We start from the raw sequence: 12,317 nt of genomic DNA, 5'->3' as shown, positions 1-12,317 counted from the left end.
CATGCTCATGGTGATCAGGCTTATAGGTTTTCTGCTGATCCTTTTCAAGGAAAAATGGGCATTAAAGTTAAGAATGTTCATATTCAGCGATTTATTTGGCTGATAATCCGTTTTGTTGAGCAGTGTTCGGAGTATTTCTGGGTTCTAGATAGGTTTTTATGAGTATGAACATAAATCATTAAAATGTTTACTTATGGTTGCCATCACAGCATTGTACCGCTACCGTTAGCGTTGATTGCATTGCAAACAAAAGCCCAAAAACACAACAACAATGAGGCAAACCGATGACGACCCCTGGCTGGTGGGCCATGGCGCTTTCCGAGGCTGTGAATGATCAAAAGCCATTGGCCGTGGCCTTTGGTGGCGAGGAACTGGTCCTGTTCCGCAACGCAGCCGGGCAGGCTTTTGCTCTGGAAGACCGTTGTCCACATCGGCGGGTGCCGTTGGCTCTGGGACGAGTTGTCGAGTCTGGTTTGCAATGTGGTTACCACGGCTGGACCTTCGATGGTGCCAGTGGCGGTTGTACAAAAATTCCCAACCTTAATGATGATGAGCGCGTACCGCCACGCTATGCCGTGCGGGCCTTTCAGGTGAGCGAAGCCAATGGCTTCGTCCATGTGTGGTTGGGTGAGGGCGCATCGCAAGGGGAGCTCCCCAGCAGCGATTACCGGCCAAGCGGTCGCGAATTTACCGGTTCCACCGTCGTCAACATGAGTCACGACCAGTATCTGGCGGCGATGCTCGACGGCCCGGAATGCTTGCTCGGCTTTACCCATGTGCGCCTCACCGATTTCTTCCTTGGCGATCTACGCAGAGAGCAGGGCCGCGTGGTTCTGGAGCGCGGTGCGGTATGGTCCACACAATTTCTGCCATCGCAGTTTGTGGTGGACTACCCCTTGATTGTGCGCACCGCAGTACCCCTGAGCGGCGGCAGTATTCGGGTGGATTTGCTCAACGAAGAAGAAATGCCGCTCGTTACCCTGATGATCGCAACCGGGGCCAACCGCCGTGGCACCACCAGCCTGTGCTGGCGAGGATTCGTGACTGAGCACGTGCCGGCCAAGGCACCGTTGCGTTGGCGTATTGCCCGTGCATTCAGCAGGTCGCCGTTCCGGGTGAACCACTTGATTGACGGCGTAGCCGTCGCGGCCCTGCTGCAAGCCCCATCCCGCGACCTGCGTGCCTTTCGCCGACCGCATCTGATTCCCGCAAGCGCGATCGTCTGAGCACAGGAGAACTCACCATGCATTCCGTGCCTTCCTCTACCGATACTCCGTCGCGCAAAGTGCGGGGTGACTGGACACCGATCAACTATGACCTGCGTGACACCTGGTTTCCGGTCTCCCATAGTCGCGACCTCAGTGCCCAGCCAATTCGTCGAATCATTCATGCCCAACCCTATTACCTGTGGCGGGAAAACGGGCAGCCGAGAGCAGCTGAATTCCATCCCTATCGTCTGCGTGAAAATACGTGCGTGCTGACGGCATTCACTGGCGGCAGCGGGTTTTATCCGCTGGTCGAGCGTTACGGCTACATTTGGGTCTGGTACGGCAACCCGGATGCCGCCGATACATTGCTGCTGCCGCATATCCCGTTCCTGCCGCAAGACGGCAGTCTTCCTGGCTACACCCAGCGCACCGTGCGATTCGATGCGACCTCTGCGCTCTCTGTAGAAAACCTGATTGACCTGACCCACGCCGATTTCCTGCATGCCAATACCATCGGCGACGGCATCAGCGAGTCGGACGAGGTCGAGGTGCAATGGACCTCTGAAACGGTGACCCGCACCCGTACAGTCGCACAAAAATCAGTGGCGCCGATCATGCGTTGGGTCGGCGGGGTGCGCGCCAAGTACCAGGATTTTCGCGCGGTGCTGCACATCCATTTGCGCAGTAATGTGTGCATCTCCTACCCGCGATTTCGTCCCGGTTATGACGTTCCTAACTTGCAACCGTTCTTGCCGGTGGGCAAGCATCGCTCGCGCTGTGACGTCACGTTCAATACCACCGCTGCACCGTCACCGTTTCGCTACGTGATGCCGCGCATCAACTACATCATCCAGCCCCAGGACAACTCGGTGGTGCGTCCGCAAAATCAGCGCTATTTCGAGACCGATGAGCGACGTGACCTGCATTCGCGTTTCGATACCCCAGGTACTCGTTATCGCTACCAGATGGAACAACTGGTCGAACGCCAGCGCGCCGGTCAGTTCGCCTACGGCAGCGATGCTGAACCCGGACGCGATATCAGCACGTTGTTGGGCATGAAAGACTGACCCCATCACGCAAGGAGTACGGCTATGGATCTGGGCATTGGCGGGCGCATGGCGGTGGTATGCGCGTCTTCACGAGGGCTTGGCAAAGCCTGTGCGCTGGCATTGGCGCAGGAGGGTTGCGAGATACTGATCAACGGCCGCAATGCCGAGACCCTGGCGCAAACCGCGCAGGACATTTTTCTCGGCACTGGCCGGCTGCCCCGCACGGTGGTGGCGGATCTGTCCACCTCTGCCGGGCGTGCGACATTGTTGGCCGCGTGCCCGGTAGTCGACATTCTGGTGACCAACAACGGCGGCCCAGAGCCGGGTCGTCTGGAGGATTGGGATCACGCGGCCTGGATGGCGGCCATTGAGGCCAACATGCTCTCAGGCATTCTGCTTATCCAGGCTGTGATCGGCGGTATGCGGGCGCGAGGTTTCGGCCGCATCGTCAATATCACCTCGGCGATGGTCAAGTCACCGCGTTTGCCGTTGGGTTTGTCCACCGCTGCACGTGCCGGGCTGACCGCTTTTTGCAAAGCTCTGTCGGTCGAAGTGGCACGGGACAATGTAACGATCAACAATCTGCTGCCGGAGCGCATTGAGACGGACCGTCTGCGCTTTATGACCGAGCAGCTGGCGGGGCTTCGCCAGCTCAGTTTTGAGCAAGCACGGGTGGAAATGCTCAAGCCGATAGCGGCGCGACGATTTGGCCAGCCGAGCGAATTGGCAGCCGCCTGCGCATTTCTCTGTTCGGCGCAAGCCGGCTATATCACCGGGCAAAATTTGCAGATCGACGGCGGCAGTTATGCTGGATTGATTTAGCTTCCCCGGCGTTCCTTCCAGTCGGCGGGCAGCACTTCGCTGGCGTCGAAATCCAACTCCACTTCAACCCCATTGGGGTCCTGCATGAACAGCTGCCACGTGCGATCGGCGCCGGGAGCACGGATCACCTTGAATCGCACGCCGTGCTCATCCAGGTGCGTCCACATTTTCTGCAAGCCCTGGGCATGAAACGCCATATGGTCGAGCACGCCACGTCGCGGCTCCGGCATTTGTGATACGCCCACCACATGCAGTACGGGCTGTTGCCGGGCGTACAGCCAGAAGCCGGGAACCGGGAAGGGCGGGCGTGGCCCGTCGACCAGACCCAGTACCTCCACGTAGAAATCCCGTGTCGCCTCCAGTTGGTTGGTGACGATGGTGAAGTGGTCCATGCGCAGGATCATCGCAACGCCCCTGATCGGCTTTTAGTGATATTTAGACGAATTGTTATTTGCTGTTCATATTCCTGCTTATGATTCTATATTCGGAATAATAATCTATCTATGGAATTTATCATTGATCGCTTAGGGTAACGCCATGGATTCGTTCTGCAGCTCTGCTGCAAAACGCTAAGCGCAGAAGAAGACAGGTGCTGAATGAGCCAGGCAATCCTCGAAGGAATTCGCGTCATCAGTCTGTGTTCCGGCATTGCCGGCTCTGCCGCTGGCATGCATCTTTGCGAAGCGGGTGCCGAAGTGGTGATGATCGAGCCACCCGCCAACCCCGCCAGAGAGAAACAGGCGCTGTTTGCTGTGCTTAACCGTGGCAAGCGCAGTGTCATCCTCAGTCTGGAAAATCCCCAAGATCGTCAGCAACTAAACTCTCTGCTCGCGAGCGCCGATGTGCTGCTACACGACTTCACACCTTCGGTAGCGCAGGCCCATGGTCTGGCCGACGCGCAACTCGCTGCAGACTTTCCTCGCTTGATTATCTCGGCAATTAGCGGCTGGCCCCAACGGCATGCACTGGCGAATGCCATCCCCTGGGAAACTTTGATCCTGGCGCGCCTTGGCCTGTTGGACGAGCAACCGGCGCATCGCCCCGGCCCGGTATTCGTGCGCATGCCCTTTGCCAATTGGCTGGCCAGCTGGTTGTGCGTGGTTGGGGTGATGGCGCGGTTGCTTGCACGCGAACGTGACGGCTGCGGCGGTATCGCTCATACGAGTTTGGCTCAGGCAGCCTTGGTGCCAATGACCATGCATTGGAACCGCGCGCAAACGCCGACGCAGGCCTTTGCCAAAGGCCTGGATAAACACATTCCTATTCCGTTGCACCAATGCGCTGATGGCCGCTGGTTGCATGTGCATTATTCGCCGGACAAATCCCCGTGGATGGCCGCGGCACTCAGTGAGCTCGGCGAAACCGAAGTGGCTCGCTTGAACGCGCTGTGGCCATCGAGCCATGTGGCGCCAAACTTCGGCGCCAACAAGGCGATCATTGCCACACGGCCGGCACAGGACTGGGTCGAGCATTTCTGGCAGCACGACGTGGCCGCGCAAATTGCCGCTCCCTTTGGCGATATCTACTTCGACGAGCAAGCACGCCTGAATGGTTATGTGGTTGAAGTCGACGATGTGCAATTGGGCAAGACCCTGCAACCAGGCCCTGCCTGGCAGGTGCAGCCACCCGCACGAGTTGGCGGTAGCGCACCTCTGGCAGGTGAGGGGAACGCCGGACTGTCAGGCGCCGATGCTGTGATCCCTTCGCAAGTGCCCAGGTCGAGCCCGGCGCCCTTGCCTCCGCTGCACGGTCTGAAAGTACTGGATCTGGGCGCCTACCTGGCCGGGCCGTTTGCTTGCATGCTTCTGGCGGACCTCGGCGCCGAAGTCATTAAAGTCGAAGCGCCCAAAGGCGATGCCATGCGCCGCCTGGAGCGGATTTTCAGCGGCACCCAGCGTGGCAAGTTGGGGGTAGCGCTGCAGTTGGGCGATCAGCAAACCGAGCCCGCCGTAGAAACGTTGGCCCGTTGGGCCGATGTTGTTCACCACAACATGCGGCTGCCGGCCGCACGCAAACTCAAGGTCGACTACGAGAGCCTCAAAGTGCTCAACCCGCAGCTGGTGTATTGCCATGTCAGTGCCTACGGACCGACCGGACCGCGCGCGGATTGGCCGGGTTTTGACCAATTGATGCAGGCTTCCTGCGGCTGGGAGAGGGAGCAGGGCGGGGAGGGGCAGGCGCCGATGTGGCTGCGTTTTGGCGTGGGCGATTTCTTTGCCGGTTTATCCTCGCTCTATGCCTTGCTGCTGGGATTGTACGAGCGCAACCGCAGTGGCGTCGGGCAAATGGTCAGCTCGTCATTGTTGGGCGCTACGTTGCTATCGATGAGCGAAGCGGTGGTGCTTGAAGACGGCAGCCTGACCCCAATCGAACATATGGATGCGCAACAGACTGGTGTGAGTGACGCACACCGTTTGTATCTATGTAGCGATGCCTGGCTGGTGGTGGCAGCGCTGCAACCGGATGAGGTGCAGCGTTTCAAGGCGCTCATGGGTGATCAGCCCGAAACCTGGTTTGCAGGTCTTACCCGGCAAGCGGCGCTCGCAGCATTGGCTGAAGTGCAAGTTCCTGCGCAGGCCGTCCTGGAGGCGCAGATGGATGCCTTTCTCGACAGCCCCGAACACGCCGCCGCGGGTCTGCACGCGCATTACTCACATGCTGTTTACGGCGACTTGCAACAGATCGGCGCGTTCTGGGATTTCGGCAACTTGCCGTTATCGCTGCAGCGCCCACCGCCCGCCCTCGGCCAACATACCCGGCAAGTTCTGGAAGGCCTCGGCTTTACCGGCAGCGAGCTCGAACGATTGGCCTCGGCTGGCCTGGTGGCGCTGTAACGGTGGGCCTATTGGCCGGCAGCATTTTTCGACAAGCACAAGGAATACCCATGTACGAGTTGGATTTCAGCGGTAAAACCGTGCTGGTAGTCGGCGGGTCCAGTGGCATCGGCAATGGCATTGCGCAGAACTTTCGCCAGCGCGGTGCCGAAGTGCATGTCTGGGGTACGCGTGCCTCGGCGGCGGCCTATCACGACTCACCCGACTCTAACCTTGAAGGCTTGCATTACGCGCAGGTCGACGTCGCGGATGCAGCGTTGATCGAAGCGGTCTGTGTGCCATTCACCCGTCTGGATGTGTTGGTGCAAGCGCAAGGCACGGTGCTCTACGACCGTCAGGAATTCCTCGCTGAGGGCTTCAAGCGCGTGCTCGACATCAACCTCACCAGCCTGATGGTCTGCGCGCAGAAATTTCACCCGCTGCTGATGGAAGCCAAGGGTTCGATGATCACGGTCAGTTCGGCAGCAGCGTTCCATTCTACCCGTGGCAACCCTGCCTACAACGCCTCGAAAACCGGCGCTTTCGGGCTGACTCGCACCTTGGCCGAAGCCTGGGCTCGTGATGGTATCCGGGTGAATGGCATTGCCCCGGGGCTGGTGGAAACCAAGCTGACACGGGTGACCACCAGCAACCCGAAACGCCTGGAAGGTGCGCTGCGCGCCATTCCTCAAGGGCGCCTCGGCACGCCTCAGGACATGGCTAATGTGGCTCTGTTTCTCGCCTCGCCGCTGGCCAGCTATGTGCTCGGCCAAACCCTATTGGTCGACGGCGGCATGCTGCTGGCCTGATCGCTATTTGCTAGGAGAAACACCATGGCCTGGGACTTTCAGACCGACCCCGAGATTCAAGTGGAACTGGATTGGATCGAGCAGTTCGTGCGTGAGGAAGTCGAGCCTCTCGACCACGTGTTGGGCAGCCCGTGGAATATCCACGACCCGCTGTTCAAGCAACTGGTCAAACCGTTGCAAGCGCAGGTGAAGGCGCGCAACTTGTGGGCTTGTCACCTGGGCCCGGAACTGGGCGGGGCAGGGTATGGCCAGGTGCGCCTTGCGTTGATCAATGAAATTCTCGGCCGCTCGCTGTTCGGACCGATTGTGTTTGGTTGTCAGGCACCGGACTCCGGTAACGGTGAAATCCTCGCCCATTACGGCACGCCGGCGCAGAAGCAGCGCTACCTGCAACCCTTGCTCGACGGCGATATCGTGTCCTGCTTCGCCATGACCGAACCCCAAGGCGGCGCGGACCCTGCGGTGTTCACCACCGAAGCGGTGCGTGAGGGTGATGACTGGCTGCTGAGCGGCGAAAAATGGTTTGCCTCCAATGCCCGCTACGCCGCGTTCTATATCGTGATGGCGGTCACCGATAAAAACGTGTCGGTGTATGAAGGCATGTCGATGTTTATTGTTGCCGCCGATGCTCCGGGGGTGAGCATTATCCGCAACGTCGGTATCGCCGATGACCCGGCCGCAACCCATGCCTACCTGTCGTTCGACAAGGTGCGAGTGCCTGCTGGCGACATGCTCGGCGCGCCCGGTCAGGCGTTTGTCGTGGCCCAGGTACGACTGGGTGGCGGCCGCGTGCACCATGCGATGCGGGTGATTGGCCAAGCGCAGAAAGCCCTGGATGCACTCTGTGAACGATCCCTGTCGCGTAGTACCCAGGGCAGCCGCCTGGCGGACAAGCAGATGGTCCAGGAAAAAATTGCCGACTCGTGGATCGAGCTCGAACAATTTCGTTTGCTGGTCATGCGCACGGCATGGCGCATCGACCAGTATCAGGACTACAAACGGGTACGCAAAGACATCGCTGCGGTGAAAGCCGCCATGCCCAAGGTGCTGCATGACATCGCCGCGCGCGCCCTGCATGTACATGGCTCGTTAGGGGTAAGCGAAGAAATGCCGTTTACCGGGTACATCGTCCGCTCCTTCCAGATGGGGCTGGCCGACGGGCCCACCGAAGTGCACAAAATCACGGTCGCCAAACAACTGCTACGCGATTATCAACCCTGCGACGAACTGTTCCCCGATTACCACCGGCCCACCGCGGCGGCCCGAGCCCGGGAAAAATACGCCGATGCATTGGCCAGTCTGGGCGAGTACGACGCATGAACGACTGGCAGGATCTGGTCGAACTCGAGCGCCTGGCTCTATGGATGGACTCAAAGGGTCTGGAAAGTGGCTCCATCGAGGCCCCACTGCGATTAACCGGAGGCACTCAGAATCTGTTGCTGCGCTTTCGGCGTGGCACGCGCGAATTCGTATTGCGTCGGCCTTCCAGGGAGTTGCGCGAAGTCGGCAGTAAAACCATTGCCCGTGAAGCACGGTTGCTCAAAGCGTTGGCCGGATCGCCGGTGCCCCATGCCGGCCTGATAGCCGACTGCGCCGACCAAGACGTTCTGGGCGCCAGTTTCTATTTGATGGAACCAGTACAGGGCTTCAATCCCAACTGCGCGGCAGGTTTGCCGACGCCGCACGCGCAGCAGCCAGCAATGCGCCGACGTATGGGGCTGGCCATGGTGGACGCGTTATTGCGTCTGGGAGAAATCGACTATCAGGCGGTGGGCCTGGGGGATTTTGGGCGGCCCGAAGGTTTTCATCAACGCCAGGTCTCACGTTGGCTGGCGCAACTGGACAGCGTCAAAGACTACCCCGGTTGGCCGGGCGCGAGCGGTCTGCCGGGACTTGCCCGGTTGGCCAACTGGTTGAGCGAGCATTACCCGACGCAGTTCCAGACCGGTATCCAGCATGGTGACTTTCACTTGTCCAACGTCATGTTTCGCCACGACAGCGCGGAACTGGCCGCAGTTGTCGATTGGGAGCTGGCGACCATCGGCGATCCGTTGCTCGACCTTGCCTGGCTGGTAGTCACCTGGCCCGGTGCTGATGGTCGTGGTGCCGGCACCATTGAAGTTCGCCCCTGGGAAGGCTTTTGCAGCAGCGACGAACTGGTCGCCCATTACCGCGCCGGCAGCTCGCGCTCGTTGGCGGACTTCACCTGGTACCTGGTGTTGGCCGGCTTCAAGCTCGGCATCTTTCTCGAAGTCAGTTACGCCCGTGCGTGTGCGGGCAAAGCCTCGATGGTCTCGGGTGAAAAACACCACGCCTCAGCGTTGCGTCTGTTCGCTACGGCGTTGCAGCGCATCGATCAAACAGTCTGATATCAGAGGAACAGCCCATGCAGCTGGCCGGTAAACGCATCATCGTCACGGGGGGCGCCAGGGGTATTGGCGCGGCAGTGGTCAAAGCATTTGTGGAGGAGGGAGCCTATGTCGTCAGCCTCGACCTGGGCGAAGCCGCCTCGATGACGGGGGACGGTGGCGGGTGGGCGCATACACGAGTCTGCGATATCGCTGACAGCCAATCCGTGGACGCCGCTTTCGCCTGGGCCAACGAACGGCTCAATGGTCTGGATGTGCTGGTACATGCTGCGGGTATCGCGCCGAATGCCAGTGCCGACAGCATCACGCTGGACGAGTGGGAAAAAGTCTTTGCGGTGAATACCCGTGGCACATTCCTGACCAACCGCGCGGCCTATGAGCTGCTGAAGGGCAGCGGTGGGCGGATCATCAACTTCGCCTCTGGGGCAGGCGTCATCGGACAGCCCGGCAAAGCCCATTACGCGGCCAGCAAGGGGGCCGTGCTGGCGTGGACGCGCACGGTGGCGCGGGAGTGGGGCCCATTGGGCATTACCGTCAACGCTATCGCCCCGGCGATGTGGACGCCGATGTACGAGGCGACTCGCGCGAGCATGAGCGCCGAACAACTGCAGCAGCACGATGCGTACATGGCAGGGCAAGTGCCCATCGGCGGACAACTGGGTGAACCGGCCCGGGATCTGGCGCCAGTGCTGGTATTTCTTGCCGGAGAAGGTTCTCGATTTGTCACCGGGCAGACGCTGATGATTGACGGCGGGATGCTGATGCTCAGTTGAGTTGAAGGTGGGGCGCCTGGCGCCTCGCCTAGCGGCTGCGGATCAGCTGCAAAAATTCCTGACGGGTGTTGTACGACTCGCGGAAGGCGCCAAGCATCACTGAAGTACTCATCACCGAGTTCTGCTTCTCCACACCTCGCATCATCATGCACATGTGTTTCGCCTCGATCACCACGGCCACCCCGGCGGCATTGGTGACCTGGGCGATTGCATCGGCAATCTGCCGGGTGAGGTTTTCCTGGATCTGCAGGCGGCGGGCAAACATGTCGATAATTCGCGCGACCTTCGACAATCCGAGCACTTTGCCTGTCGGTATGTAGGCAACATGAGCCTTGCCAATAAATGGCAAGAGATGATGTTCACACAGCGAATACAATTCGATTTCACGAACGATGACCATCTCATCGTTATCCGACTCGAACAGTGCTCCGTTGACGATCTCTTCCAGCGTTTGCCGGTAGCCATGGCAAAGATAACGCATGGCTTTCGCTGCACGTTCCGGAGTCTTGAGCAGGCCTTCACGCTGTGGGTCTTCACCGACGTGCTGGAGAATTTCCCGATAATTTTTCGTCATTTCTTCGTTCATCGATCGACCTTATTGTTAGTGATGTAAGGGGAGCAGCTAAGCCAGCGGCCTGCTCAAACCGGTCAGCACCATGCTGGTAAACAGACTCGTCAGACTTTCCAGAGGAGGCCGCGCATCCTGCGGGTAACCGGCTACCACGCCATCGAGCAATGCTTGCATGCCCAGCGCCATCGGTGCGCGCTGGCCGGCCGGCAATCCACAACGGCTGAGGATGTTTTCCAGGTCCCGGGTGCGGGTGTCGCGCAGTTGCTCGACGCGTTCGCGCTGCTCCAGGCTGAGGCTGCGAAATTCCATGCGCGTCAGCGTGTGGCGCTGATCGTGCAAGCTGTTGAACTGCAGGTGCACACGTACAAAACGTTGCAGTTGCAGCCGACCCTCAGCATGACGCGCGACCTTGGTTTGCAGTAACGCCAGAAGATCGCTTTCATGCGTCTCGATCAGTTCGAACAGCAGCGCCTGCTTGCTTTCAATGTGGTTGTACAGCGATCCCGGCTGCAAATGCATTGCGGCTGCCAATTGGCGCAGGCTGACACTTTCGAATCCATGCTCGGCAAATAATCTGAGCGCCGTGTGGTACAGCAATTCGTGGGTTCCGACATCGCCATCCGGCTGCCCATGCCAGCGCGGCTGAGGGCCGGCGGCCGTTGCGGGGCGGGCGCCAATCATGGACGTTCCAGCAACAGGGCGACGCCCTGGCCGCCGCCAATGCATAAGGTCGCCAGGCCTTTTTTCGCGTCGCGCTTGAACATTTCGTGCAGCAGCGTGACCAGCACACGACAACCCGAAGCGCCAATCGGGTGACCGAGGGCAATGGCGCCGCCGTTGACGTTCACTTTGTCAAAATCCCAACCCAGCTCTTTACCCACCGCCAACGACTGGGCAGCGAACGCTTCGTTGGCCTCGATGAGATCGAGTTCAGCCAGGCTCCAACCGGCTTTTGCCAGACACTTGCGACTTGCCGACACCGGCCCGATGCCCATGATCGCCGGGTCTACGCCAGTACACGCACCCGCCTTGATCTTTGCCAGAACGGGCAAGCCCAACTCCCTGGCCTTGTCTTCGCTCATCAACAGCACTGCAGCGGCGCCGTCATTGATTGTCGAGGCGTTGCCGGCGGTGACGCTGCCGTCTTTTCTGAAGGCTGGTTTGAGCCCGGCCAGGCTGACAGCAGTGGTTTGCGCGCGAGGTTGCTCATCCACGGCAAACAGCAGCGGCTCGCCTTTGCGCTGCGCAATCGGCACCGGGGTGATCTCCGCGACAAAACGGCCGGCCTCAATGGCTGCGCTGGCAAGTTGCTGCGAACGCAGGGCATAAGCGTCCTGCTGCTTACGGGTCAGGCTGTGAGCGTCGACCAGATTTTCCGCAGTGATGCCCATGTGGTAGTCGTGGAAGGCGTCGATCAGGCCGTCCTGCAGCAGCGAGTCGGCCAGTTGCGCGTTACCCATGCGCAAGCCGGTGCGCGCTTTGGCCAGCGTGTAGGGAGCCAAGCTCATGTTTTCCATGCCGCCGGCAATCACCACCTCGGCATCGCCACAGCGAATCGCCTGAGCCGCCAGCATCACGGATTTCAACCCGGAGCCGCAGAGCTTGTTCAGGGTCATGGCCGATACGCTATGGGGCAGGCCTGCTTTCAGCGCCACTTGGCGTGCCGGGTTTTGCCCACACCCGGCCGTGAGCACCTGGCCGAAAATCAACTCATCGACCAGGTCGACGTCAATCCCGGTTTTTTTCAGCAACGCCTGGACCACCACGCTGCCCAATTCCACGGCACTGGTGGTGGCCAATGCGCCTTGGAAGGTACCGATGGCGGTGCGGGTGGCGGCGACTATCACGACTTCATGCATGCTGTGCTCCAGTTTTCGGTGGATACGGCGTGGTGCCTTTTCAG

At 59.8% G+C, this 12,317-nt stretch carries 12 protein-coding genes; 8 read left to right on the top strand and 4 right to left on the bottom strand.

Going from position 1 to position 12,317, the window contains the following annotated elements; all coding sequences use genetic code 11:
• Window positions 1–284: 284 nt before the first annotated feature.
• Genes GQ39_RS14885 through GQ39_RS14875 form a run of 3 tightly spaced genes read left to right on the top strand, consistent with a single transcriptional unit; the run spans window position 285 to window position 3,079 of the window.
• Window positions 285–1,226, top strand: a complete 942-nt coding sequence (locus tag GQ39_RS14885) for a Rieske 2Fe-2S domain-containing protein (protein ID WP_020300847.1) — start codon at window positions 285–287, stop codon at window positions 1,224–1,226.
• A 17-nt stretch (window positions 1,227–1,243) separates the two neighbouring features.
• On the top strand, window positions 1,244–2,275 hold the full coding sequence (locus GQ39_RS14880) for an aromatic ring-hydroxylating dioxygenase subunit alpha (RefSeq protein WP_020300846.1): 1,032 nt from the start codon (window positions 1,244–1,246) through the stop codon (window positions 2,273–2,275).
• Window positions 2,276–2,299: 24 nt separating this feature from the next.
• Window positions 2,300–3,079, top strand: a complete 780-nt coding sequence (locus GQ39_RS14875; RefSeq protein ID WP_020300845.1) for an SDR family oxidoreductase — start codon at window positions 2,300–2,302, stop codon at window positions 3,077–3,079.
• On the opposite strand, the gene GQ39_RS14870 is transcribed toward GQ39_RS14875, so the two are convergent.
• Window positions 3,076–3,483 (bottom strand): VOC family protein, encoded by a 408-nt coding sequence (locus GQ39_RS14870; protein ID WP_020300844.1) that lies wholly within the window; start codon window positions 3,481–3,483, stop codon window positions 3,076–3,078. The two genes, GQ39_RS14875 and GQ39_RS14870, sit on opposite strands and share 4 nt — an antisense overlap.
• Window positions 3,484–3,675: 192 nt before the next feature.
• Between GQ39_RS14870 and GQ39_RS14865 the strand changes: the two genes are divergently transcribed.
• From GQ39_RS14865 to GQ39_RS14845, 5 genes are read left to right on the top strand one after another with little or no spacing between them, the layout of a single operon-like run.
• A complete protein-coding gene (locus GQ39_RS14865; RefSeq protein ID WP_047531069.1) occupies window positions 3,676–5,913 on the top strand; it encodes a CoA transferase in 2,238 nt (745 codons plus the stop codon).
• Window positions 5,914–5,963: 50 nt separating this feature from the next.
• Window positions 5,964–6,701: an SDR family NAD(P)-dependent oxidoreductase gene (locus GQ39_RS14860; protein ID WP_020300842.1), complete on the top strand. Its 738-nt coding sequence runs from the start codon at window positions 5,964–5,966 to the stop codon at window positions 6,699–6,701.
• Between the two features lie 24 nt (window positions 6,702–6,725).
• On the top strand, window positions 6,726–8,021 hold the full coding sequence (locus tag GQ39_RS14855; protein ID WP_020300841.1) for an acyl-CoA dehydrogenase family protein: 1,296 nt from the start codon (window positions 6,726–6,728) through the stop codon (window positions 8,019–8,021).
• On the top strand, window positions 8,018–9,070 hold the full coding sequence (locus tag GQ39_RS14850) for a phosphotransferase family protein (protein WP_020300840.1): 1,053 nt from the start codon (window positions 8,018–8,020) through the stop codon (window positions 9,068–9,070). Before GQ39_RS14855 ends, GQ39_RS14850 begins: the two co-directional genes overlap by 4 nt.
• A gap of 17 nt (window positions 9,071–9,087) precedes the next feature.
• Complete coding sequence (locus GQ39_RS14845; RefSeq protein WP_020300839.1) at window positions 9,088–9,843, top strand: SDR family NAD(P)-dependent oxidoreductase; 756 nt, start codon at window positions 9,088–9,090, stop codon at window positions 9,841–9,843.
• Window positions 9,844–9,871: 28 nt separating this feature from the next.
• On the opposite strand, the gene folE is transcribed toward GQ39_RS14845, so the two are convergent.
• The 3 genes from folE to GQ39_RS14830 are packed head-to-tail and all read right to left on the bottom strand — an operon-like array spanning window position 9,872 to window position 12,273.
• Window positions 9,872–10,429 (bottom strand): GTP cyclohydrolase I FolE, encoded by a 558-nt coding sequence (gene folE, locus GQ39_RS14840; RefSeq protein ID WP_020300838.1) that lies wholly within the window; start codon window positions 10,427–10,429, stop codon window positions 9,872–9,874.
• A 36-nt stretch (window positions 10,430–10,465) separates the two neighbouring features.
• Window positions 10,466–11,095 carry a TetR/AcrR family transcriptional regulator gene (locus GQ39_RS30985; RefSeq protein WP_020300837.1) on the bottom strand — a complete coding sequence of 210 codons (630 nt, stop codon included), beginning with the start codon at window positions 11,093–11,095 and terminating at the stop codon, window positions 10,466–10,468.
• Window positions 11,092–12,273 (bottom strand): acetyl-CoA C-acetyltransferase, encoded by a 1,182-nt coding sequence (locus GQ39_RS14830; RefSeq protein WP_020300836.1) that lies wholly within the window; start codon window positions 12,271–12,273, stop codon window positions 11,092–11,094. Before GQ39_RS14830 ends, GQ39_RS30985 begins: the two co-directional genes overlap by 4 nt.
• Window positions 12,274–12,317 lie beyond the last annotated feature (44 nt).

Source organism: Pseudomonas sp. 11/12A, from assembly GCF_000800055.1.
GTDB lineage: Bacteria > Pseudomonadota > Gammaproteobacteria > Pseudomonadales > Pseudomonadaceae > Aquipseudomonas > Aquipseudomonas mohnii.
This window is presented reverse-complemented; position numbering and strand designations above follow the sequence as displayed.

What these genes read in the sequence shown, in the direction of transcription:
- folE (WP_020300838.1), bottom strand. Translation starts at nt 10,429, where the DNA reads ATGAACGAAGAAATGACGAAAAATTATCGGGAAATTCTCCAGCACGTC.
- GQ39_RS14855 (WP_020300841.1), top strand. Translation starts at nt 6,726, where the DNA reads ATGGCCTGGGACTTTCAGACCGACCCCGAGATTCAAGTGGAACTGGAT.
- GQ39_RS14830 (WP_020300836.1), bottom strand. Translation starts at nt 12,273, where the DNA reads ATGCATGAAGTCGTGATAGTCGCCGCCACCCGCACCGCCATCGGTACC.
- GQ39_RS14870 (WP_020300844.1), bottom strand. Translation starts at nt 3,483, where the DNA reads ATGATCCTGCGCATGGACCACTTCACCATCGTCACCAACCAACTGGAG.
- GQ39_RS14860 (WP_020300842.1), top strand. Translation starts at nt 5,964, where the DNA reads ATGTACGAGTTGGATTTCAGCGGTAAAACCGTGCTGGTAGTCGGCGGG.
- GQ39_RS30985 (WP_020300837.1), bottom strand. Translation starts at nt 11,095, where the DNA reads ATGATTGGCGCCCGCCCCGCAACGGCCGCCGGCCCTCAGCCGCGCTGG.
- GQ39_RS14885 (WP_020300847.1), top strand. Translation starts at nt 285, where the DNA reads ATGACGACCCCTGGCTGGTGGGCCATGGCGCTTTCCGAGGCTGTGAAT.
- GQ39_RS14880 (WP_020300846.1), top strand. Translation starts at nt 1,244, where the DNA reads ATGCATTCCGTGCCTTCCTCTACCGATACTCCGTCGCGCAAAGTGCGG.
- GQ39_RS14875 (WP_020300845.1), top strand. Translation starts at nt 2,300, where the DNA reads ATGGATCTGGGCATTGGCGGGCGCATGGCGGTGGTATGCGCGTCTTCA.
- GQ39_RS14845 (WP_020300839.1), top strand. Translation starts at nt 9,088, where the DNA reads ATGCAGCTGGCCGGTAAACGCATCATCGTCACGGGGGGCGCCAGGGGT.
- GQ39_RS14865 (WP_047531069.1), top strand. Translation starts at nt 3,676, where the DNA reads ATGAGCCAGGCAATCCTCGAAGGAATTCGCGTCATCAGTCTGTGTTCC.
- GQ39_RS14850 (WP_020300840.1), top strand. Translation starts at nt 8,018, where the DNA reads ATGAACGACTGGCAGGATCTGGTCGAACTCGAGCGCCTGGCTCTATGG.